A 22,021-nucleotide genomic window follows, 5' to 3' on the forward strand; every position below is an offset into this window, starting at 1 on the left:
AACATATAGGGGAGAGATAGAAATGAAGGTTAGTAAAGTGTACACGACAATTGATGCTCACGTAGCTGGGGAACCGCTTCGAATTATTATGGGCGGAGTGCCAGAAATAAAAGGAGAAACGCAGCTGGAAAGACGCGTCTACTGCATGGAACATTTGGACCACCTTCGTGAGGTTCTTATGTATGAACCGAGGGGGCATCACGGGATGTATGGTTGTATTATTACCCCGCCTGCAAGTGCTCACGCTGATTTTGGCGTATTATTTATGCACAATGAAGGCTGGAGTACGATGTGTGGGCACGGTATTATCGCTGTTATTACAGTTGGAATTGAAACGGGTATGTTTGAAGTAAAGGGGGAAAAACAAAAGTTTATTATTGATAGCCCGGCTGGGGAAGTCATTGCGTATGCAAAATATAACGGGAGCGAAGTAGAGTCCGTATCATTTGAAAATGTTCCTTCATTTGTATACAAAAAAGACGTTCCTATTAAAATAGATAACTATGAATTTCAAGTAGATATCGCGTTTGGCGGAGCTTTTTATGCGGTAGTAGACTGTAAAGAATTTGGCTTGAAAGTCGATTTCAAAGACTTATCTGCTATTCAAGCGTGGGGCGGTAAAATTAAGCACTACATCGAGAGCAAAATGGAAGTGAAGCATCCACTTGAAGAAGGATTAAAAGGGATATACGGCGTTATTTTTTCAGATGAACCGAAAGGGGAAGACGCAACTTTACGAAATGTAACAATCTTTGCTGATGGGCAAGTAGACCGTTCTCCTTGCGGTACAGGAACTTCTGCGAGAATCGCAACTCTTTTTGAAAAAGATGCTTTACAAAAGGGAGAAATTTTCGTCCATGAATGCATTACTGACGGGAAATTCGAGGGGGAAGTATTGTCGGTAACCGCAGTAGATACATATGAAGCTGTCGTTCCAAAAGTAACGGGGCATGCCTTTATTACAGGATTTCATCAGTTCGTTGTAGACCCGAGAGATGATTTGAACCGTGGATTTTTGTTAGGATAGAAGGAGGGGGTGGAAAGATATGCTAGTCATAAGTGCGAACGAACAAAGAAACTTAGTAAATATGAATGAAGTTATTGAATACGCGGCGCTTGCTTTAAAAGAATTTTCCGCAGAAAGAACAATCACGCCAATTCGAGGTTCATTACCATTTGCGAACGAGAAAAATACGGCATTAATTATGCCTTCAGTAGCGGAAGGGCTTGAGGCACTTGGCTTAAAAGTAGTAACAGTAGTCCCCGAGAACAAAAAGGTAGGAAAGAAAACGATCAACGGGATTGTGATGCTATCAGACTTTCAAACGGGAGAACCGCTCGCACTTTTAGAAGGATCGTACTTAACGATGATTCGAACAGGCGCCTTATCAGGAGTAGCGACAAAATATTTAGCTCGTCATAACGCAAAAACTTTATGTATCATCGGGACGGGTGAACAGGCGAAGGGAATTGCTGAAGCTGTATTTGCGGTAAGAGCTATCGAAAAAGTCATTTTATACAATCGAACAGAAGAAAAGGCGTATGTATTTGCGGAGTATATACAAGAGAGATTCAACAAACCTGCATATGTTCACACAAATGCAAATGAAGCAATAAGCGAAGCAGACATCATCGTCACAACTACGAACGCATCCACACCAGTCTTCTCAGAAAAACTACAAAAAGGCGTCCACGTAAACGCCGTCGGCTCATTCAAACCGAGCATGCAAGAACTACCCTCACATGCCATAGCTAAAGCAAACAAAGTAGTAGTCGAATCAAAAGAAGCAGCACTAGACGAAACAGGAGACCTTCAAGTTCCAATAAAAGAAGGGCTATTCAAAGCAAACGCCATTCACGCTGAACTTGGTCAAATTATAAGCAAAGAAAAAGCTGGACGCGAAAATGATGAAGAGATTACTATTTTCAAATCAGTTGGTTTGGCGGTAGTAGATATTATCGTTGCGAAGTATTTGTATGAGAGAGCGGTGGAGCAAGGAGTAGGGAATAAGATTGAGTTTTGAGGGACTGCCTTTTGGTGGTCTTTTTTGTCAGGATGGGTGTGCTAGTATTTATAATTAAATACTTTTAATATTATGTTTAAATATATGAATTCTGCGCGGACATCACATCATTCATTCAATTGGTGTATGAAAAAAGCTGTACCTCTAATAATTAGAGGTACAGCTTTTTACCATTCACGCCATTCTTCTGTTATATCTTCCTCGGATTCTAAGCCAGCTATTCGTGCTGCTGTATCGATAAATTCATAGAGATCTTCTCTTTCCATTGTTTCGATAAAATGTTCATGTTCGATATTTAATTCATTTAATTTAATAACTACCTCTTTAACAACTTGCATTACTTCGACTTCGGTTGGATTCTCTCCTAATCGCTGTAAGTTGTTAATGTAAGTGTCAAGAACTGTATTTGTTGCACTTATATTTTCTTCAGTAAAAAATTCCCCATCTTCATCATACTCAACCCATGAGGTTGTTGGTTTATTTTTTTTCAATTCATCAAATGTCATGATAACCTCCTAAATGTGTTTTTTGTCTTTAATTTCATTCTACATTTTCGATCATATAAAACAATCATTTTAGAGGGGTTTTCTGTAAGTTGATAGTTTTTTAACTCATTTTATGAGGCTACTTATTCGTGGTCTTTTTATTTTCTCCTCCGCATAAATATAGTTTATCCCGCATTAACGGGCAGTAAGACTCCCACCTCAAAACTCGGCGAATGCGGAGGAGTTAGGTGGGAGTCGGGCTGCCCGTAAAAGCCCGATTGGTTCAACTAATAATCAGTGGGGGATGGACAAACCCTCCACTGATTAAAGTTTCACTTTATCGCAAGAATGCATTAATAGATTACAAACTTTCTACCTTTGCGAAAAAGTTTGACAATACATACCGGTAGTGGTAATTTAAAACCTATAAGAAAACTCGGTATTAATTCCGAGTTTTCTTATAGGTGTAAATAGTCGAGAGGGGTCGAAATATGAAGAAGAAGTTGTTTGTATTACCATTTGTCCTACTATTATTTATTGCATTAGCTGCTTGTTCAGGGGAAAAAGATTCGAAGCAAGCGGGCACTAGTAAATCAGGGACTCCGAAAGATGGAGGAATGTTAACGATTGGTGTTAGCGATAATCCAGATACGATGAATCCACTTTATGCGAATGATCGTGTGTCATTAACTGTGCAGCAAGCTTTATATGCGCCGCTATATCATATGGAAGACGGTAAGAAAAAGTTTGTTCTTGCTGAGAGCTTTACGCCTTCAGAAGATCAATTAACGTGGACATTGAAATTAAAAGATAATTTGAAATGGCATGATGGTAAGAAAATTACATCAGACGATATAGCATTTACATTCCAATCTATTTTGGATGAGAAGCAAAATAGCTCAAGTCGTGAAAACTTTATTTTTAAAGGAAAGCCGCTTGAGGTGAAAAAGGTAGATGAGTTAACAACTCAATTCGTTTTACCACAAGTAAGCGCATCTTTCGAAGGTGTGATGAATGATTTCTTCCCAATTCCGAAACATGTATTTGAAGGGGAAGCAGATTTAGCGAAGAGTAAGAAAAACTTACAGCCTGTAGGGTCAGGGCCGTTTAAATTTAAAGAGTATAAATCAGATGAGTACGTTGCATTAGATCGATTCGATGATTATGTAGGTGGGAAAGCTAAGTTAGACTCTATCGTATACCGAGTTGTAAAAGACCGTAATACAGCAAATGTTTCACTGCAAAATGGTCAAATCAACATGAAGATGATTGAGCCGCAAGACTTTAAGAAATTAGATAGCACTGGGAACTTCTCAATGGTGACATTCCCTGAAGGTAGATTATTCTACTTATCTTATAACATGAATACTGATCTTATGAAGAAAAAAGAAGTGCGTCAAGCAATTGCGCATGCGTTAGATAAAAAAGAAATGATTAACTCAGCATTCGTTTCAGGTGAATTTGCAGAACCAGCAAATTCAATCTTAACGCCAGACGCTATGTATTATGCGAAAGATATTAAAGACTATAAGTATGATAAAAAAGAAGCGAAAGATTTATTAGCAAAAGCTGGCGTGAAAGATAAGGAAAAAGTACGTGTGATGTATGTAACGAATAATAAAATTATGGAAAGCTTAGCGTTATATACACAACAAAAATTAAAAGAAGTTGGCTTAGAAGTTGAACTAAATGCATTAGATGCTAGTGCGGCAAGTGAAAAAGGCTTAGATAAAGAGAATAAAGAATATGACATTACATTTGGTGGTTACATAATGGGACCTGAGCCAGATTCATATAAGAGCTTATTCTTAAGCAATGCTGAATACAATTATGCACGATATAAAAACGCTGATTTCGATAAGTTATGGGAAGAAGCTGCAGTTGAGACAGATAAAACAAAACGCGCAGAGCTATACCATAAAATTCAAGAGACAGCTAGAGAAGACGTACCTTATCTACCAATCGCGTATCCGAAAGCAGTTATTGCAGTAGATAAAAAGTTTGATGGATTAAAAGAAGCGAAAGCAATTCCTGTCACAATGTTTGAAGATCTATCTAAGATTTATGAAGTGAAATAAGAAACAATAAAGAAGCTGGTGGAAATCAGCTTCTTTAGCTTGAGGGGGGAAGTTTGTGTATAAAGTAATTGCGAAGAGGCTTTTAAATGCAATTCCGCTTTTATTTGTTATTTCTATTATTTCTTTTCTATTAATAAAACTAGCACCGGGGGATCCGGTTCGAAACTTTGTAACGCCAAACATGAGTCCAATTGATGTGGAGCGTATTCGCAAAAGTTTAGGACTAGATCAACCAATTTACGTGCAGTATTTTTTATGGTTAAAAAACATTTTAACAGGAAACTTTGGTTACTCACTTCAAAATCATCGTCCTGTTTTGGAACTTATCACAGAAAGATTACCTGCAACAATTGGGTTAATGGGATCATCTTTACTCGTCTCATTCGTAATCGCAATACCGCTTGGACTATTTACAGGTGTGAAAAAGAATTCATTCTTTGACCGCATTGTAAACTTTATTTCATACGTTGGTATTTCTATGCCGGTTTTCTGGTTTGCACTACTATTAGTCTACTTATTCTCTTTAAAATTGAACCTACTTCCGAGTATGGGTATGCGCACCGTTGGTAAAGATTCTGTCTGGGATATTGTGCAACACGGCATTTTACCTTGTATGGTGCTAGCGTTCCAAAACGTATCTGTTTATATGAGATATATTCGTTCAAGTACGATTCAGCAATTAGAAGAAGAATATGTACAAATTCAATATGCGTACGGCGCTTCAAAGAAAACAGTGTTATTTAATCACGTACTTCGAAATGTACTAATACCGATCATTACAATTTTCGGATTATCGATTCCAAGTTTAGTAGGCGGAGCGTTTATTACAGAAACAGTATTTTCATGGCCGGGTCTTGGTTCACTGGGGGTAAATGCTATTTTTAGATTTGATTATCCGATTATCATGGCAATTACATTACTATCATCATTCATGTTAATTCTCGGTAACTTAATTGCTGATATTTTATATGGCGTAGTAGATCCGCGCATTCGAATGAGGGGGTGATTTGGAATGAATAATAGGAGATTTCAAACGATAAAACATAGCTTTACGAAAAATAAGTTTGTTGCAATGGGAGTTATTATACTTGCGATTTTAACGGTCGCATCAATTTTCGCATTCGTATCGCCGTACGATCCTAGCAAAATGTCGATTCCAGATCGCTTACAAGAACCAAGTATGAGTCATCCTTTCGGAACGGATGATTACGGAAGAGATTACTTAACGAGAGCGTTATATGGCGGACGAGTTTCACTTGCGGTCGGTTTTCTTGCGATGGTTGTTTCTATTACAATCGGTACCGCAGTTGGAACAATTAGCGGATATTTTGGTGGAAAGTTAGACAACTTCTTAATGAGGGTTGTTGAAGTACTTATGTCAATTCCATCATTCTTTTTAATGCTACTATTAAATGCGTATTTAAAACCAGGAATTACGACGTTAGTTCTTATTATCGGATTACTAACATGGATGGACACCGCCCGTATTGTAAGGGCAGAAACGTTATCTGTAAAAGAGCGTGAGTACGTTTTATACGCAAAAGTATCAGGACAAAAATCACTTATGATTATTGTAAGACATATCATTCCTAACATTTTATCAACCATTATTATCGCTGCGACATTAACAATTGCGACATCGATTTTAATGGAATCATCACTTAGTTTTTTAGGTTTAGGTATTAGAGAACCAGATTCTTCTTGGGGCAGCATGCTAAACAATGCGCAAGGATATATTGGTGAAGCTTGGTATTTAACACTCTTCCCAGGATTCCTTATCCTTTTAACGGTACTTAGTTTTAACGTAATTGGTGAAGCATTGAAGAAAGCTTTCGCACCAAAAGGAGCCGGACATGAAAACTAAAGTGTTAAGTGAAAGGAGTGAGAAGCGTGTCTGAAAAACTACTAGAAGTGAAAAATTTAAAGACTTCTTTTTTCATAGAAAGTGGCGAAGTTGAAGCGGTTCGCGGCGTTACATTTCGCTTAAATAAAGGAGAAGTAGTCGGTATCGTTGGGGAATCTGGAAGCGGAAAGAGTGTAATGGCGAAGTCTGTTATGTCTCTCGTTACGTCACCAGGAAAAGTGAAAGAAGGGGAAATCCTTTTTCATAATGAAAACATACTTTCTAAATCTGAAAAAGAATTACGTTCTATTAGAGGAAATCAAATTTCACTTATCTCTCAAGACCCAATGTCAGCGCTAAATCCAGTCGTGAAAATTGGGAAACAAATGACGGAAGTAATTATACGTCATCAAAAAGTGAAAAAGAAAGAAGCAGAGCAGATTGCGATCAACTTGTTAAAACAAGTCGGCCTTTCGTCACCAGAAGAAAGGGTAAAACAATATCCGCATGAACTAAGCGGTGGTATGAAGCAGCGGGTTATGATCGCAATGGCGATGTCTTGTAATCCGGACCTTCTTATTGCTGACGAACCGACGACTGCACTTGATGTAACGATACAGGCGCAAATACTAGATTTAATGAAAAACTTAAAAAACGAAACGAACATGGCGTTACTTCTTATTACGCATGACTTAGGAATAGTCGCACAAAACTGTACGCGCGTTATCGTTATGTACGGCGGGCTTATTATGGAAGAAGGACCTGTACTTGATATTTTCCAATCGCCGAATCATCCATATACGAAAGGGCTATTAAACTCTTTGCCAAAAATAGCGAACGGAAAAGAAAGACTCGCTCCTATTCAAGGTGTAACGCCAAACTTATTAAACCCGCCACAAGGTTGCCCATTCGCAGAGCGTTGCCCGTATGCGATGGATATTTGTGAAAAAGAACGTCCACCATATTTTGAAATCGGAAACGAACGACGTTCCATGTGCTGGCTAAACGATAGGGCGGTAGGTGATTTCCATGCATGAAGAAAACTTAATTGAAGTTCGGAACTTAAAAAAGTATTTTCCTATTAAAAAAGGACTATTTGGCAGGAAAACAGAGCAATTAAAAGCAGTCGATGACTTAAGCTTCACTATTAAAAAGGGTGAAACATTCGGGTTAGTAGGAGAATCTGGCTGCGGAAAATCAACGACAGGAAGAAGTATCATTCGCTTACACGATGTCACTTCAGGTAACGTTTTGTTTGACGGAAAAGATATCGCAAGTTTAAAGGAAAGTGAACTAAAAGAATATCGAAAAAGAATGCAAATCATTTTCCAAGATCCATACGCATCATTAAACCCGGCAATGAACGTATTCCAAATTATTAGCGAGCCAATGAACATTCACGGCTCTTACGAAAAAGAAGAACAAAAAGAAATCATTTTAGACCTTCTGAAAAAGGTAGGATTAAAAGAAGAACACTTATATCGCTACCCGCACGAATTTAGCGGAGGCCAAAGACAGCGCATCAGCATTGCGCGCGCACTATCTGTAAAACCAGATTTCATCCTATGTGACGAACCAATCTCAGCACTAGATGTTTCCGTCCAAGCACAAGTCGTAAACATGCTGCAAGACATCCAAGAAGAAACAGGCGTCACATATTTATTCATCGCGCATGACCTATCCATGGTAAGACACATATCAGACCGAATCGGAGTCATGTACCTAGGAAACATAGTAGAAATTGCCGACAGCGAAGACCTATACACAAAACCGGCACATCCATACACACAAGCACTACTCTCATCTATGCCAGAACCAGATCCAACAAACATAGGAAAAGAACGGATCATCCTAGAGGGAGAAGTGCCAAGCCCACTAAACTCACCATCCGGCTGCAAATTCAGAACGCGCTGCAAATTCGCCACTGAAAAATGCGCGCAGGAAGTACCGAAGATGGTGGAGATTGCGAAGGGGCATGAGGTGGCTTGTCATTTGTTTTAGAGGGAGAGCACTAGGGGGGACCTGGTGCTTTTTTCTTTGCAGGGGTATTACGATTTACAAACGCTTAAAGCTGAAAAAGGAAATGTGGAAATTCCTTATGAGGCAGCAGTTGAAGAAGGTACGATTTTATTGCAAGTCACAAAAGATGATAAGGTCATTTATGAAGAAGAAGTCACTTCTCAAAAAGAAGGTTTGCTTTCTTTTGAAGCGCCAAAACCTGGGTCATATGATTTAATTGTACGCGTGAAGGGTGAAGAAGAGAAAGCGAAAGGGATTCAAATACATACGAAGCTATGAAAAAACGGCAAGCGGAGTATACTCGCTTGCCGTTTCCATTTCCAGTTGGTTCTGGCATAACAAATGCTCATCAATTTTAAAAAGTAAACGTAAAGTAATTCTAAAATATACAATATTTCACTTTCGGCGATGTAATCTCTAATAAAAGATTCAATAAATTTCATAATATAAATAATTAATTCTAATCATTAAAAATCCTACTTTTTCTTACTTTAATTGTTTCTAAAATATAAAGAAGAATACCTAAACCAAATATTTTTTCAGCATTAGAAATATTATTACCTAATTTAATAATCGGTACATTTAAGCCAAATCTTTCACTCCATTCTAAAGGCATATATCCCCTCTTGCAGTTTATTAATATACGATCATCCATTGTACGAAAAGACGTTTCGAAAAAATCAAATTCCACTTCTATCTCAGAAATTTTTATCTCTTTTTCATTCATCAAAGAACCACGTACCATTCCAAATCCTTGTATCATATTTTCTTTAAACATACCTACACAATTATAATTCGAATCATAAATAGCCCAATCATAATTTTCAACTTCACTTTGAAAATATGCAAGAATTTCTCCATCACTTGCTTCCAATCCAAAAACTTCTTTATTTTTTAAAATAGGTAATGTTGAAGAAATCATCTTTGTTCCTGCTGCATATCTTCCATCAGGAGTATATAAACCTAAATGTTTATTATTGCCGGGTAATTCTAACAAAACATAAGTATCAATATCCCAAAATGTTAAATCATTTTTAATTATATTTTTTTCTAGTAAATTTCCTTTTCTTAATTGCCAAAATCCAATACTAAAAAATACAAGAGAAGCTATAATAATTAAGATTATTGGTCCCCAATTAATATTACCCCAAGTATTATACATGCCACTTAATCCATAAAGAAAAAGCCCAGTTCCAATTAAACACTTCAACTTCCCCTTTTTTTTATAATACTCAAATAATTCCACGCAAACACCTCTATCAGTTGGTCTTAATATTTCAATTATCCTTCAAATGGGGGGCACATTACCGAAAGTAAAAAATTGTATGCTAACGGTGTAAAAACCTATTATAGCAGGTTTTATAGACGTTATATTTACCTTTATAATAAAAGAGGACGTGGAGTAACTTGATTATTCTTAATCATTCGACAAGATGCAACAATTTAATGTGGTGTTTTTTGCTATGATAAGTAAGAAATTTACATATCGTGTTATTGGGGGATAAAAAGAGATGTTGAAAAAATTTACTACATGTATTTTAGGTGGCGCTTTAGTATTCAATTTATCTGGTTGCGGCAATACATCCGACAAAACTTCTTCAGAATCTAAAGAAACCAATTCTAAACAAGAAGAAAAGAAAGTGCAAACGACTGATGAGACGAAAACGAAAGAGAATACAAAGCAGAAAAATACAGAACAAGCAAAAGAGAAATCAAAAATAAAAGAAAAAGAGTATGCTGTAAACAAGGATTTTCATACACCTAAATTTGATGTAACTGTAAAAAGAGTTGTAGAAAGAGATAAGGTTGGTAAAGAGAGTATAGGATTCCAAAAACCTGAAGATGGACATGTCTTTATTGTTGTAGAAGCAGAAGGGAAAAATATCACAAACGAACCGATGAAATTAGCCGTTTTACCATCAGTGGATTTAGTAGATGAAAATGATAATGCTTACCAAAGTGATGTGTTGGCAGCTAGTAGTTATGCGGTTGAAAAAGGCGAGACCTCTAGTATTACTAAGGGATTAAAACCAGGGGAGGTAATGAGAGAAAGTAAAGTTTATGTGATTAATAAAGAAAAATTTGATACAGGAAAATGGTATGTAGTTGTTAACCGTGAGTACAAGGAACAAATTAAATAGTGTTTATTTATTAAGAGGAGATGGCTCCTCTTTTTTTGTTACAAGTTAACACAGAATTTCGTTATAATGTAGAAATTTAATGTTTTCGAAAAAAAGAATTGACTTCTATATTAGTTGTAACTAAAATGGTTACATAATGATGTAATTAATTTAGTTACAACTAATATCTGCTAAAAATATGATTTATATATTTAATTAAGGATGGTGGTCCATACGTTGCCACCCGGTGTAGAAAGTTACTAACACATTCAAATCAATGCATATTCCAAGCTTTAGTATTTTCTGTTACGGGGCAATAAAGTGCAATGTTATCTTTTGTTAAAAATCTTGGTGGGTCTTTCTTTGGAAATATTAGTTTTGGGGAAATATAGTAAGGTATCTAAAAAAGAATAAGGTATAAAAAGATGTACCTATATAAACCAAAAATTTAGTTGAGCTGGATAATAAAAAAAAGGTAGGAGATTTAAATGGAGACGAAACAAGATAATCTTATTTACGTATGGGATGCATATTGTGGATGGTGCTATGGTTTTTCAGAAAGTATTAAAGGGTTTTACAAAAACCACACTGAAGTGCCATTAACGGTTTTATGTGGAGGGTTATTTTTAGATAATTTACCAATGAAAAACTTCTCATATATAGAAGAAGGAAATAAAAGAATTAATCAACTTACAGGTGCTGAATTTGGTCCTTCATATCAAAAATTAGTGGAGGAAGGGACTTTTAAAATGAATTCGAAAGATGCTGCAATTGGCTTTTCAGCTTTACGCTCATTAGCGCCAGACCGTTTATTAGAATTCACTTCGGCTATGCAAAAAGCGTTTTATTATGAGGGCCAAAGTCTGAGTGATCCTGAAACATATCGCAAGATTGCAATCGAGCATGGTTTAGACCCTGAACAAGTATTAGAACGTTTAAACGCTCAAGAAACAATAATAGATGTCCAAAATGATTTCAATAAAGTTCGACAGCTTGGTGTTAATAGCTATCCTTCATTACTTTTACAAAAGGATAATCAAATTATTCCTATTGGTGGTGGTGTAATGACGCCGGATAAAATTGAAGCGCGTTTTAAAAATTTATATTAAGAAAATTTAGGATATGGTAGCAAACATGTTATCTTAGGCCACCTGACATTCATCTCCGGAATATTCGCCAGTACTATTACACTTTGAGATAAATGGGAGTGGGAGATTTTATCCCGCTTTAACGGGCAGTAAGACCCCCACCTCAAAATTCAGTGGAAGCAAAGAAGTTAGGTGGGGGATCAACTGTCCGTAAAAGTCCGATTGGTTCAACTAATAATCAGTGGGGGATGAACAAAACCCCCACTGATTAAAGTTTCACTTTATCGGAACATGATAAAAATATGATAATTAGTTAATAACTTTAACAAAAGGAGAATAACATACTATGTTTAAAACAATCGATACAAATCAAAAAGATGTGAAATTAACGGTGTTTAGTTCGGACGAAAAAAGCTTTATGGTCACAGCAACATTAGTTGAGAAAGCAGGACATGCATTTTTAATAAACTCAAAATTTACGCAGTTTGATTCGAAAGAAATTGTAGAGTATTTGAAAAAAAACAACTTATCTCTAGATAAAATCTTTATTATTCATGGGGATCCAGACTACTACTTTGGATTAGAGAGCATTAAAGCCGTTTACCCAGAAGCTATAGCGTATGCTACGGAGTCTACTGTTGAACATATCGTTCATTCTGTCTTAGGGAAATTAAAAGTTTGGAAAGACGCCCTTGGAGAAAATGCACCAAGTAACGTGGTATTACCTCAAGTATTTAAAGAAAAAGCGATTGATTTTCAGGGGTTAACATTTGAACTAGTAGGCTTAGATCATTACAGAACTAGCCTATTTAATAAAGAACTAAAAGTATTAATTGGTGGTATTGATGTATTTAACGAAATACATGTATTCTTAGCGGATACTAACTCAAAAGCGGCTATGGAGGCATGGATTGAGAACTTGAAAGTATTACAAGCATTACATGCTGACATAATTGTGCCTAGCCATGGATCAATCGAAAAATCCCTAAATAATCAAGCACTTACTGCGACAATGGATTATCTAAGAACGGCGGTTCAAGCTTCTGAGGAAAGTGGAACTTCAAAAGATTTTGTGGCAAAACTTGAAGCAGCATATCCAGGCTATGCAAATAAAGGTGTATTAGAATTAAGTGCAAAAGTTGTAACAAAAGAAATGCCTTGGGGTTAATGATATGAATAAATATCAAAAACTATTACATGAAACGTATGTGTTAACTGGCGAAGGGAAATTGGATGCGTTCAAAACGTATTTAAGTGAAAATGTATCTTGGACAGAAGCTGCTGGGTTTCCATATGCAGGTACTTATATAGGTCCAGATGAAGTAGTGAAAAACGTACATGAACGTCTTGGCACGGAATGGGATGACTATAGTGCTAAAGATGAAATTTATACTTTTAATAACGATACTGTTATCGTGTATGGAAAATATAGTGGAACATATAAAGCTACAGGGAAGTCATTTGTAGCAGATTTTTGTCATCTTTATAAGTTTGATGAGAACGATAATGTTAAGAAGTTTATTCAAATTGTGGACAGTGCAACTGTTAATGAGGTATTAAGTTAGAGTTAATCGTTTCTAATATGCCTTGTATAGGGGGAGGTTAGGATAAATGAAATTCCTAACATTACCCCTGACATTACATTTTGGGGAAGGTTTCTCCTTCTTCAAGCTTTTTATAGAAGAAAACTTATTTAAGTAGAAGAGGTAGGTATATATGAAATTAGAGAAAAGTTTAATAGTAATAATTATTTCTGTGTTTATTTTAGGAATTGTATCGACTTTGATATTTCAAGCTTCCACCGGTAATAACAAAGGGAACTCAATAAAGAGCGAAAATGTCGCTTCTGTATCAAAAGAAGTAAAAGAAAATGAAAAGAATAAAAAGATGGTAGTTGATTTCTATAATGAAGTTTTTAACAAACATAATATCGATACTATCCCTAAATATGTTAGTGAAGATTATAAGCAACATAATCCTTTTGTTGCTGATGGACGAAAAGCCTTCATGGATTTCTTTAAGGAGGATTTTGTTAAAAATCCTAATTCCTCTGCAGAGATTAAACGTGTAGTAGCTGAAGGGGATACAGTTGCTCTTCATGTACATTCTCGTACTAATTCTCAAGATAAGGGAGTTGCTATAGTGGATATATTTCGTATCAAGGATGGAAAGATTGTCGAACACTGGGATGTAATTCAAGAGATTCCAAGTGAAGCAGCTAATGATAATACGATGTTTTAGTTAGAAGATATATTTAATAATTGTTTAAATGATAGTGCTGTATAGAGTTTAGAAATTTAGATAAGTAAAGGAGATGTCCTAGTACCATGCCTGGGACATCTCCTTTTTGTTTTAATGATATTTAATTTATTGTTATTTGTATTTTTTTATGTACTACTATTCAAGTACATATCATTTCAGGCGGTTTTCTTTTATCCCGCATTAACGGGCGGTAAGATCCCCATTTCAAAATTCAGCGGAAGCAAAGAAATTAGGTGGGGGGGCGGGCTGCCCGTAAAAGCCCAATTGGTGAGGGCTGATTAAAGTTTCACTTTATGTTTCTATATCTTTTCCCTCTTCTACACCAGCAGAAGCAAATCAGATAAAAATGTAGGGCTTAAGTAACTAAAATAAAGAAAAAGCCATACAAGTAGTATGACTTTCTTTGCAGAACAATTAAGCTTGTGGTGCAGGCGGTCTTCCATTGAAGTTAGAACGTTTTGGAATTCCTTAAATTAAGAACAGAGTGGGATTAATCCTAGCCCAATTACTAGCGCTGTTTTCTACATACCTTACTTTTTTACGAACAGATTTCAACTGATTTAATAATTCATCACTATTAAATCGTTATAAGCTTCTTTTATACAATATTTCATACAACAATATCAGCTTCTCGATTTTTTGCAACAGGCCCCATTTTAATGACTTTAATAAGGATACGTATAGTAACGAAGAGACGATTCTATAAATACATAAAAATCGTCCTTTCGTTTTGCAAATGATGCATTAATATCAGTCTCATACTATTTTAATGGTAGGGGTAAAAATAGTTTCTTTTTAACCTACGCTAAATTGTTATAATTTTTTTTGCTCTAGAGGCCAATTCCATATCATGTGTAACAAATATTATCGTTTTTCCATCTTCATTAAGGTCTTTTAATATATTAAACACTAAATCTCGATTATTGTTATCTAAATTACCAGTTGGCTCATCAGCTAAAATGTAGTCGCATTTTTTAATAAGTATTCTTGCTAAAGCGATTCTTTGTTGTTCTCCACCACTAAGCTCAAAAATTTTTTTCTTCTCATAATTAGGCAAATTCACTTTTTGTAAAGCTTCTTTTATTATTTTTCTTTTATCGATATTTTTTTGATATTCTAGGGCTATTAATAAATTTTTCTCTACCGTTTCGTTTTCCATTAAAGCGTAATTTTGAAATAGATAAGCTAATTTTTCACGTTGCAATAGTAAGGTTTGCTTTTTGTTTGGATTCATTTGTTCTTCTATAATTATATCTCCAGAGTCGCTTTGTTCTAATAAACCAATAATATTTAATAACGTCGTTTTTCCTTTTCCACTTTCCCCAACGATTGCGATGAAGTCTGTATCTTCAATCTTCAATGAGAAGTCTTTTAATACAACTTTATTACCAAATTTCTTATTTATATTCACTAATTCAATCATTACTAATGTTCTCCTTTTATGATAGCATTGAATGTTTGATTGCTTAATTTCTTATCAAAGAAATAGCTTATTAAAATTTCTAAGATTAGGATCAAAATACCTATAGAAATCACATAAGTATCAATAACATATATAGATACAGATATAATAGGTATAATATTTACTAATAACAATAAAGTAATCATAATTTTATTGCGCTTTATAGCGCTAAATCCAAATAATTGTTTAATATACAAATTGAACTTGTTTTTTTCATAGTAACTAGAAATAGTGTTATAAGTTATTAGAAAATTCGAGACGATTAATATGATCATTGCGATCAATAAATTTTCTTTTTCTGTTTTTAGGTTTTGAATTTCAAACGCTAAACGATCATATACTGAGGTGATATTTTGTATAGTTGATTGAGCCTCATTTTTAGTAATAGTAGCCCTTATACTATCGTATGGTTGCTCACTATTAGTTTTAAAATAAAATTCAGATGCAACATATGACAAATAAAAGGATTGATTGAAGATACCTGTATCAATAATTGCAATAGGATCTCTAATGAGATTTTTATCTTCCGCTTTTATAGTTGAATCATAAGTAAAATAATCTTGATTATTTTTTACATATATAATATTTATATTTAACTCTTGTTCTTTAGTATTATTTTTCTCTCTTCCTAGTTCCTCATTATAAATGTTATCAACTTCAACTTTTTGGAAATAAAAATGTTTTCTATAATTCTTATATATTTCCTTCTCATATTCCTTTAATTTTTCAGGCACTAATATATTCATAGTATTCGAATCATGAATAATTTGCTCTTTGATTGTTTTTTTAACTGATTTAATAGGATTATAAGATAAATAGTTTGAATTTATAGTAACACTATTTCCAGAAGGTTCTAACTTCGGATCCCCATTTTCATTATTTAAATCATAGATATACTTTCCATCTATTTTGTCATAATTTGACGTACTAATTAGAAAGCCACCATGTTGTTTTTCCATATCCAAGTAAAGGTCTTTCATTTTTTTGCTAATTTTTTCTTCCGCACCTAAATCGTCGCCCTTAGCGAAAGTAACTTGAGTTTTATAAATATGTTTAGTTTTTGACCAATTAGATAAATTATCTATCTTTTGATTGAGTTCATTCGATAGGATTTTCCAATGATACGTGGACAATAACATTACGACTATAAATAGAAATTTTAAAGTGAAATTTAATGTGCTAACTAATATATATGGCTTGTTACCTTTTATTTTTGAAACATTTATATTTCTAGTAAAGGCTACTATCGTAATTATTGTGATAGGTATAATTAAAATAAAACTCAATGTAATTGCTATAATCCAAAAAATACATGATAATTCAAAATAAAAATCTGTACTATCTGTAAATATACAATACATAATAAATAATACATAAATCATAAGACTTGATAGTATCATGATTTTCCCTAAATTAAAGATAAAGAAGCTAACTATTTTTTTTCTTGTATAGCCCAATGTTTGCATGATAGCTATATCTTTCAATCTACGAATGATATAGTGAATAATCGCAACAAAGATGCATAATACAATCAAAAATATACAAAATATTTGAAACCCATTGCTCTCAAGTAAATATATAAAATTGGCTTTATTTTCGCCAAAAATTTCTGTTTTAGCTACATTTTCATTTAGTTCTTTTAACATGGCATTTATTTTTTCTTTATCTTGAGTCGAGATATAGTACATACCACTTCCATCAAAATTTTCATCTGCACTTAAAGGTTGGATAGTTATTTTAGTTTTCGAATCTATTCTTTTTATAATACCAATTTGATCTGTGCTCTCAATTTCAGAAGTACTTATAAATTTGTTTGAATTTACTTCTGGAAACTTCCCTGATTTTAACTTGATATGGTTATTTAAACCAGTATCAGTTGTGAAAATATGTAAATCATTTTCTCCCGGGTATATGTATTTTGAAATATTCACATTATATTTCTTTGCTAAAATTTGTAAAAATTCAATGTAATTCTTAGTGTAACTTTTCTCTTCTTCAAAATTTAAAGTAATACTAGTTGTATTTTTATAGAATAACTGTTGTGTTTTATATTCTTTAAAAATATTTAAAGATAAAAATGCAGTTAATGCCAGCGTTGCTGCCATTAAAATAAAAATGATTTTTTTCATGCAAACACCTCTTAGAAAAATCTAATATCACTAATTATCTATATTCAAAAACAAGAGAAGTTTTTAAACTTCTCTTGTTTTTGAATATTATTTATTATCGTAATTCGCTTTATTTGTACCACTAGATGTCCATGTAGCTTTTGCTTTGCTAAATACATCTTTCTTCTGCCATTTTCCATCATTGTAGACGCCTTTTCCATTTGTAACTGTTGCTCTACCTTGTTTTGTATAATGTTTATATTCGGAAATGACGTTTCCATCTCTTTTTCCTCTAATCCAATACCCACCGTCTGCTTTACCAGACGTTACACCTGCGTATAACTGAGGTTTATTGCCAGAATTGTTTTCATCTGCTACAAATCCTTCAGTTATTGTGCTATCCGCTGTCACAATTTCGGACTTTCCAACTGTTTTTTCTGCGGCAAATACATTCATTGAAGCTGGAACTACTAAAACACCTGCAGCAATTGCACCGATAATAGCTTTTTTCATACTAATTCCCCATTTCTATCAGTTTATATTTTGTTAAGATTTTACACTAATGTAAAATCTTACAATTTAAATTTACCATATCCTCATTTTTTTGTAAATAAAAAGTAAATTTTCAGTTTATAATAATTGTTTTTAATTCATTGTTCATATATTCATCTTTATTATTTTTGCGGGATCAAGAAAGGGTATTTTAAGATTTAAATGTTAGTTGAAATAATAACGCCTTTCAAATAAGTTAAGAGGTTTTATTATTATTTTATGAGAGAACAACAGCGAAAAAAGCAGTGAAATAGAAGTTTCTAGTAACAAATATTACTGTGGAAAATTTAATAATTATTGGTAATATTGGGATATACTTATATGTTAACATAATATAGGATTGTATTGTTATTAAAAATTAAAATATTCAAAATTAAAAAAGATCAACTCTATTAAAGAGTTGATCTTTGTAGTGGAAGTAGTTTTTAATTGGACAAATTACCCTATGAAAAGAAAACAGTTCTGGTGCAAAAATAAAATACAATAACTTAACATGGCACAATAATATTTGGGACAGAATCCAATACATATTATTAAAATTAAGATAGTTCAAGTCGGCAGAAGGCACCTTTAGGTGTCTTTTTTTATGAATTTCAAGCCCACCTATTTCCGTAGGTGGACTACTTGTGATTTTACACAATTAAGTTATAGCAAAAGCATTTATATCGAAAGTAATTAAAATTAACTTTGTAACCCTAATAATCTTCATTGTTTTATTATCTTTTATTTTAAAATGAAGTCTTTTCCCTATACGTTCACTATATGTAATCAATTTACAAACAATTGATAAGCGAGTAGAATTCCCTAATAACCCTAAAACTTTTATATTTTCTGTATAGAAGCTAAAATCCATATGAAAAGCATGTAACAGATCTTCCAACCTCCTAAAATAAGATGAATATCAACCAAAATATCTTAACATAAAAATAGTGAAAAACCTAAAATATTCCAATTGTTCATTAGGAAAAATAATACTTGAATGGGAGTCCAATACATATTCTTAGAATTAAAGTGATTCAAATCGGAGGAAGGAACCTTTGGGGTGCCTTTTTATTTATGGAGTTTATTAGAAAATATTTGAAATATAATACAGTAGATTATATTATTATGTGTGTATGATTTCTGGTTTTAAAAATTACAAAAATTAATAGGGGGGAAACAATAATGAAGTTAGGAAAATTAGCATTAATTGGGGCATTAACTTTTAGCGGTTTTACTGCAATAGAAATGAGTAAACCTACCTCACAAGCAACTGCAGCTTACTCAGATCCACTTAATGATGATTGGGGATTTAAAACCATTGTGGATTTACAAAATTCAGAGGAAAGTACATATCAACCAGATTGGAAGATTGGGAATTTAATAACTGGTGATACATTTTACTTAACACAGCACTTTGGTAGAGAACATTTTGGTGCGCAAATGAAAATTTTTAAAATCCACACAAATGGTACCCTAGAACGATTCCAAACAATAGAACCAGAATTTATTCCTGGAACAGAAATTTGGCAAACCCCTATCACAGATAGCTATACAAGCGGTACTTATGTCGCTGCAATTAAATATCGTGGTGAATTCACGTATTCAAATCAATTTACAATCAATTAGGGATATAACGTGATCATTTATTTTTTACGAAACCCACCCTTTTGCTTCCGACGGCGACGAGGAAGCAAAAGGGTGGGTTTTTTGTTATCTTTTTCTAAAATTTGTTTCCTAAAAACATACGCAGACACTTCACGTACAATGGCTTTCACAAATTCTTTTAGAAGCTCAAACAAAAACTCCATAGGTATATTACCCCTTTCCTTCCAAATGGAAAGAAGGGATAACCAATCAAACTCACAATAAACAGTTAATCCTATTTTATTATACTAGTACAATCTCACCAATATAAAAAAGACCACCATTACTGGCAGTCCTTTTTTGGTAGTTTTAGAAATTAAATTATAACATATTAATATACGAATTATAAATATGCTTTTACAAAAGATACTATAAGTTTTTTATAATTCTTGATTTCTCAATTTTCATTGCATAATGAATTTTTCTATGAGTATTAACAACTAACATTAAAATTATCAATTCACTAGATTTTTAGAAAAAACTGGTTATCTATATAATTATTTGGTAAAATATAGATATAATTTAAGGGGTAAAGTTAATATAGATCAACTAAGTAATGCTAAGAAAATGTTTTATTGCATAAAAAAAGGCTCCATTGCTGGAGCACTCAAAATAAACAAACGAATTAAAACAAGAAACAGACAATTTAACTATATATATAAAACATAAATAAATCTATATATATGTAAAAATACATATAAAAACTCTATTTATTGATGCTATAATAGGTTTACTCGATGATTGTTATATTTTTTTATGGTTTTTAAGCAATAAATACCTTCTTAACACCAAGTGTACAAGAAAAGAAGACATCTTAAGCGATGTCTTCTTTTCTTATATAATAACAACACAATAAAATTAAGATGGTTCAAGTGGGAGGAAGGCACCTTTAGGTGTCTTTTCTTTGTCGAATTTGCCTAATAGGGCAGCACCACATTGCTATCAAGTTAAAAATTTTTTCACCCAAAACAAAAAAACGAGCTGAATTCACATAAATAACTATGGAAGAAAACAAAAACTTGGGATTAAAGAACTTGTGATGTATGACTATATTGGCTGTTTTTATCCAGAAGGATACATGAATCCTGATTATACATTTGTATTTAATCATGAGGATATTGAAGGAATTATATTTGTAGGTTTTATAGATGAGGAAGAAGAGGCATTTGTAGGATTGCTTAATTGAATAGGATCTAGAAACAGGTAATCTTCAAATTTTGATAAAACTAGCAATCTCCACGCCGAAATTGGTTAAATTATAAGGGGGAAAAGCTGGTCACGAAAATGATGAAGAGATTACTATTTTCAAATCAGTTGGTTTGGCTGTAGTAGATATTATCGTTGCGAATTATTTGTATGAGAAAGTAGTGGAGCGCGGGACGGGATTGAGTTTTGAGGGACTGCCTTTTGGTGGTCTTTTTTGCATAAAATCTTGTAAAGTAAGAAAAAGTTGAATATTAATATTCTAATATTCAATAGAAAGATAAAATGTTTTAAAGTTCAAAATAATACATTATAATATATTTAGTAAAATTAACCAATTTATATTTTGCTCATTATGTATTAAAGGGGAAATGAAAATGGCTGGACAAATTCGTATGTCACCAGAGGAGCTTAAATCGAAAGCAGCTCAATATGGACAAGGTGCAAATCAAATTGAGGACATTTTAAGTCAACTACAAAATTTACAAAATGAATTAAGAGGAGAATGGGAAGGTCGTGCTTTCGAAGGTTTTGATCAACAGTTCAATCAATTAAAGCCAAAAGTACAAAACTTCGCACAGCTATTACAAGAAATTAATATGCAGCTTAATAAAACTGCAGAAGCTGTTGCTTCTCATGATGAAGAATTATCACGTAATTTCGGTTTGAAATAAAAATTGTCATACTCTATATAACAGGCATTTCAAATGAGCCATACAGCTTATAGTGTATGGCTCATTTGATTGCGTGCCCAACTTAGCTGGACACACGTTTAAAAAGAGTGATATTAATAGGGAATTTTCATATATTTATTGGGATTTCTTTGGCATCTTCTGAAAATTAGAGAAAGGATTTGAGTGATGGGACAATTTCAAAGTAATTTTCAAACGGCACAACAAATTGCTACGCAGATGAGAACAGCTTCGAATATAATCCAAAGTGCAACAAATCGTTCTATAACAAAGGCGACGCGTACAACACTATCTGTTAATTCCAAAGCACAAGAAGCGAATCAACAAATGTTAGATTTTACGAAACAATTTTCCACTGCCTTTCAACAAGCGGTCGATAATATTCATTCAGTAGCCCAAGAGTTTGAGAGAATGGATAACGAACTTCACAACACTTTTCGCTAATGTGACAACCTACGT

Annotated in this window: 22 protein-coding genes and 3 pseudogenes; 18 read left to right on the forward strand and 7 right to left on the reverse strand. The window is 33.5% G+C overall.

Going from position 1 to position 22,021, the window contains the following annotated elements; all coding sequences use genetic code 11:
- The first annotated feature begins 22 nt into the window (after positions 1-22).
- Positions 23-1,027: a proline racemase family protein gene (locus NST86_RS04605; RefSeq protein WP_061664296.1), complete on the forward strand. Its 1,005-nt coding sequence runs from the start codon at positions 23-25 to the stop codon at positions 1,025-1,027.
- A 19-nt stretch (positions 1,028-1,046) separates the two neighbouring features.
- Positions 1,047-2,024, forward strand: a complete 978-nt coding sequence (locus NST86_RS04610) for an ornithine cyclodeaminase family protein (protein ID WP_061664297.1) — start codon at positions 1,047-1,049, stop codon at positions 2,022-2,024.
- A 167-nt stretch (positions 2,025-2,191) separates the two neighbouring features.
- Here the strand turns inward: NST86_RS04610 and NST86_RS04615 are convergent, their stop codons facing one another.
- On the reverse strand, positions 2,192-2,530 hold the full coding sequence (locus NST86_RS04615; protein ID WP_000141783.1) for a hypothetical protein: 339 nt from the start codon (positions 2,528-2,530) through the stop codon (positions 2,192-2,194).
- A gap of 470 nt (positions 2,531-3,000) precedes the next feature.
- On the opposite strand from NST86_RS04615, the gene NST86_RS04620 reads away from it, so the two are divergent.
- The 6 genes and pseudogenes from NST86_RS04620 to NST86_RS04645 form a co-directional block, all read left to right on the forward strand.
- On the forward strand, positions 3,001-4,587 hold the full coding sequence (locus NST86_RS04620; protein ID WP_227593430.1) for an ABC transporter substrate-binding protein: 1,587 nt from the start codon (positions 3,001-3,003) through the stop codon (positions 4,585-4,587).
- A 55-nt stretch (positions 4,588-4,642) separates the two neighbouring features.
- Positions 4,643-5,593, forward strand: a complete 951-nt coding sequence (locus tag NST86_RS04625) for an ABC transporter permease (RefSeq protein ID WP_000278778.1) — start codon at positions 4,643-4,645, stop codon at positions 5,591-5,593.
- A 6-nt stretch (positions 5,594-5,599) separates the two neighbouring features.
- Positions 5,600-6,451: an ABC transporter permease gene (locus NST86_RS04630; RefSeq protein ID WP_001065278.1), complete on the forward strand. Its 852-nt coding sequence runs from the start codon at positions 5,600-5,602 to the stop codon at positions 6,449-6,451.
- Between the two features lie 26 nt (positions 6,452-6,477).
- Positions 6,478-7,467, forward strand: coding sequence for an ABC transporter ATP-binding protein (locus tag NST86_RS04635; protein WP_340933226.1), 990 nt, complete (start codon positions 6,478-6,480; stop codon positions 7,465-7,467).
- On the forward strand, positions 7,460-8,431 hold the full coding sequence (locus NST86_RS04640) for an ABC transporter ATP-binding protein (RefSeq protein ID WP_000544129.1): 972 nt from the start codon (positions 7,460-7,462) through the stop codon (positions 8,429-8,431). The genes NST86_RS04635 and NST86_RS04640 overlap by 8 nt, the downstream gene beginning before the upstream one ends.
- A 21-nt stretch (positions 8,432-8,452) precedes the next feature.
- Positions 8,453-8,728, forward strand: a pseudogene (locus tag NST86_RS04645) (BA_1872 family lipoprotein); the annotation flags it as partial.
- A gap of 181 nt (positions 8,729-8,909) precedes the next feature.
- Here the strand turns inward: NST86_RS04645 and NST86_RS04650 are convergent.
- A complete protein-coding gene (locus NST86_RS04650) occupies positions 8,910-9,695 on the reverse strand; it encodes a hypothetical protein (protein ID WP_061664301.1) in 786 nt (261 codons plus the stop codon).
- Positions 9,696-9,960: 265 nt separating this feature from the next.
- On the opposite strand from NST86_RS04650, the gene NST86_RS04655 reads away from it, so the two are divergent.
- The 5 genes from NST86_RS04655 to NST86_RS04675 all read left to right on the forward strand — a co-directional run bounded on the left by NST86_RS04655 (position 9,961) and on the right by NST86_RS04675 (position 13,898).
- Positions 9,961-10,590, forward strand: coding sequence for a hypothetical protein (locus NST86_RS04655; protein WP_016117280.1), 630 nt, complete (start codon positions 9,961-9,963; stop codon positions 10,588-10,590).
- 467 nt (positions 10,591-11,057) lie between these two features.
- Complete coding sequence (locus NST86_RS04660) at positions 11,058-11,678, forward strand: DsbA family protein (protein WP_000448622.1); 621 nt, start codon at positions 11,058-11,060, stop codon at positions 11,676-11,678.
- A 325-nt stretch (positions 11,679-12,003) separates the two neighbouring features.
- Positions 12,004-12,825 carry a hypothetical protein gene (locus tag NST86_RS04665; protein WP_000477257.1) on the forward strand — a complete coding sequence of 274 codons (822 nt, stop codon included), beginning with the start codon at positions 12,004-12,006 and terminating at the stop codon, positions 12,823-12,825.
- A gap of 4 nt (positions 12,826-12,829) precedes the next feature.
- On the forward strand, positions 12,830-13,222 hold the full coding sequence (locus NST86_RS04670; protein ID WP_001046365.1) for a nuclear transport factor 2 family protein: 393 nt from the start codon (positions 12,830-12,832) through the stop codon (positions 13,220-13,222).
- Positions 13,223-13,373: 151 nt separating this feature from the next.
- Positions 13,374-13,898 (forward strand): nuclear transport factor 2 family protein, encoded by a 525-nt coding sequence (locus NST86_RS04675; RefSeq protein ID WP_000764220.1) that lies wholly within the window; start codon positions 13,374-13,376, stop codon positions 13,896-13,898.
- Positions 13,899-14,724: 826 nt separating this feature from the next.
- Here NST86_RS04675 and NST86_RS04680 read toward each other — a convergent pair.
- The 4 genes from NST86_RS04680 to NST86_RS04695 all read right to left on the reverse strand — a co-directional run bounded on the left by NST86_RS04680 (position 14,725) and on the right by NST86_RS04695 (position 18,894).
- Positions 14,725-15,342 carry a putative bacteriocin export ABC transporter gene (locus NST86_RS04680; RefSeq protein WP_000571715.1) on the reverse strand — a complete coding sequence of 206 codons (618 nt, stop codon included), beginning with the start codon at positions 15,340-15,342 and terminating at the stop codon, positions 14,725-14,727.
- Positions 15,343-15,344: 2 nt separating this feature from the next.
- The gene (locus NST86_RS04685) at positions 15,345-17,510 is read right to left on the reverse strand and encodes a DUF1430 domain-containing protein (protein WP_016117281.1); all 2,166 of its coding nucleotides are present in this window, start codon (positions 17,508-17,510) and stop codon (positions 15,345-15,347) included.
- 87 nt (positions 17,511-17,597) lie between these two features.
- The gene (locus NST86_RS04690) at positions 17,598-18,002 is read right to left on the reverse strand and encodes a lactococcin 972 family bacteriocin (protein ID WP_000709112.1); all 405 of its coding nucleotides are present in this window, start codon (positions 18,000-18,002) and stop codon (positions 17,598-17,600) included.
- A gap of 679 nt (positions 18,003-18,681) precedes the next feature.
- A complete protein-coding gene (locus NST86_RS04695; RefSeq protein WP_061663210.1) occupies positions 18,682-18,894 on the reverse strand; it encodes a hypothetical protein in 213 nt (70 codons plus the stop codon).
- Between the two features lie 311 nt (positions 18,895-19,205).
- On the opposite strand from NST86_RS04695, the gene NST86_RS04700 reads away from it, so the two are divergent.
- Complete coding sequence (locus tag NST86_RS04700; RefSeq protein WP_061663209.1) at positions 19,206-19,649, forward strand: DUF5065 family protein; 444 nt, start codon at positions 19,206-19,208, stop codon at positions 19,647-19,649.
- Positions 19,650-19,666: 17 nt separating this feature from the next.
- Here NST86_RS04700 and NST86_RS04705 read toward each other — a convergent pair whose 3' ends face one another.
- Entirely contained in the window at positions 19,667-19,831 is a 165-nt protein-coding gene (locus NST86_RS04705; protein WP_000394761.1) for a hypothetical protein, read from the reverse strand.
- A gap of 836 nt (positions 19,832-20,667) precedes the next feature.
- On the opposite strand from NST86_RS04705, the pseudogene NST86_RS04710 reads away from it, so the two are divergent.
- The 4 genes and pseudogenes from NST86_RS04710 to NST86_RS04725 form a co-directional block, all read left to right on the forward strand.
- Positions 20,668-20,853: pseudogene (locus NST86_RS04710) on the forward strand (DUF4176 domain-containing protein); the annotation flags it as partial.
- A gap of 76 nt (positions 20,854-20,929) precedes the next feature.
- A pseudogene (locus tag NST86_RS04715) lies at positions 20,930-21,121 on the forward strand (hypothetical protein); the annotation flags it as partial.
- 126 nt (positions 21,122-21,247) lie between these two features.
- Positions 21,248-21,544, forward strand: coding sequence for a WXG100 family type VII secretion target (locus tag NST86_RS04720; RefSeq protein WP_000918587.1), 297 nt, complete (start codon positions 21,248-21,250; stop codon positions 21,542-21,544).
- 186 nt (positions 21,545-21,730) lie between these two features.
- The gene (locus tag NST86_RS04725) at positions 21,731-22,006 is read left to right on the forward strand and encodes a TIGR04197 family type VII secretion effector (RefSeq protein WP_000529655.1); all 276 of its coding nucleotides are present in this window, start codon (positions 21,731-21,733) and stop codon (positions 22,004-22,006) included.
- The last annotated feature ends 15 nt before the right edge of the window (positions 22,007-22,021 follow it).

Origin of the sequence: Bacillus sp. FSL L8-0199, from assembly GCF_038005705.1 — a bacterium.
In the GTDB taxonomy this organism is placed as follows: domain Bacteria; phylum Bacillota; class Bacilli; order Bacillales; family Bacillaceae_G; genus Bacillus_A; species Bacillus_A cereus.

Bases quoted from the DNA above. Each gene is read 5' to 3' on its own strand.
- NST86_RS04685 (WP_016117281.1), bottom strand. From the start codon at position 17,510: ATGAAAAAAATCATTTTTATTTTAATGGCAGCAACGCTGGCATTAACT.
- NST86_RS04660 (WP_000448622.1), top strand. From the start codon at position 11,058: ATGGAGACGAAACAAGATAATCTTATTTACGTATGGGATGCATATTGT.
- NST86_RS04700 (WP_061663209.1), top strand. From the start codon at position 19,206: ATGAAGTTAGGAAAATTAGCATTAATTGGGGCATTAACTTTTAGCGGT.
- NST86_RS04670 (WP_001046365.1), top strand. From the start codon at position 12,830: ATGAATAAATATCAAAAACTATTACATGAAACGTATGTGTTAACTGGC.
- NST86_RS04630 (WP_001065278.1), top strand. From the start codon at position 5,600: ATGAATAATAGGAGATTTCAAACGATAAAACATAGCTTTACGAAAAAT.
- NST86_RS04690 (WP_000709112.1), bottom strand. From the start codon at position 18,002: ATGAAAAAAGCTATTATCGGTGCAATTGCTGCAGGTGTTTTAGTAGTT.
- NST86_RS04675 (WP_000764220.1), top strand. From the start codon at position 13,374: ATGAAATTAGAGAAAAGTTTAATAGTAATAATTATTTCTGTGTTTATT.
- NST86_RS04620 (WP_227593430.1), top strand. From the start codon at position 3,001: ATGAAGAAGAAGTTGTTTGTATTACCATTTGTCCTACTATTATTTATT.
- NST86_RS04695 (WP_061663210.1), bottom strand. From the start codon at position 18,894: ATGGATTTTAGCTTCTATACAGAAAATATAAAAGTTTTAGGGTTATTA.
- NST86_RS04720 (WP_000918587.1), top strand. From the start codon at position 21,248: ATGGCTGGACAAATTCGTATGTCACCAGAGGAGCTTAAATCGAAAGCA.
- NST86_RS04705 (WP_000394761.1), bottom strand. From the start codon at position 19,831: ATGGAGTTTTTGTTTGAGCTTCTAAAAGAATTTGTGAAAGCCATTGTA.
- NST86_RS04605 (WP_061664296.1), top strand. From the start codon at position 23: ATGAAGGTTAGTAAAGTGTACACGACAATTGATGCTCACGTAGCTGGG.
- NST86_RS04655 (WP_016117280.1), top strand. From the start codon at position 9,961: ATGTTGAAAAAATTTACTACATGTATTTTAGGTGGCGCTTTAGTATTC.
- NST86_RS04615 (WP_000141783.1), bottom strand. From the start codon at position 2,530: ATGACATTTGATGAATTGAAAAAAAATAAACCAACAACCTCATGGGTT.
- NST86_RS04725 (WP_000529655.1), top strand. From the start codon at position 21,731: ATGGGACAATTTCAAAGTAATTTTCAAACGGCACAACAAATTGCTACG.
- NST86_RS04680 (WP_000571715.1), bottom strand. From the start codon at position 15,342: ATGATTGAATTAGTGAATATAAATAAGAAATTTGGTAATAAAGTTGTA.
- NST86_RS04610 (WP_061664297.1), top strand. From the start codon at position 1,047: ATGCTAGTCATAAGTGCGAACGAACAAAGAAACTTAGTAAATATGAAT.
- NST86_RS04665 (WP_000477257.1), top strand. From the start codon at position 12,004: ATGTTTAAAACAATCGATACAAATCAAAAAGATGTGAAATTAACGGTG.
- NST86_RS04640 (WP_000544129.1), top strand. From the start codon at position 7,460: ATGCATGAAGAAAACTTAATTGAAGTTCGGAACTTAAAAAAGTATTTT.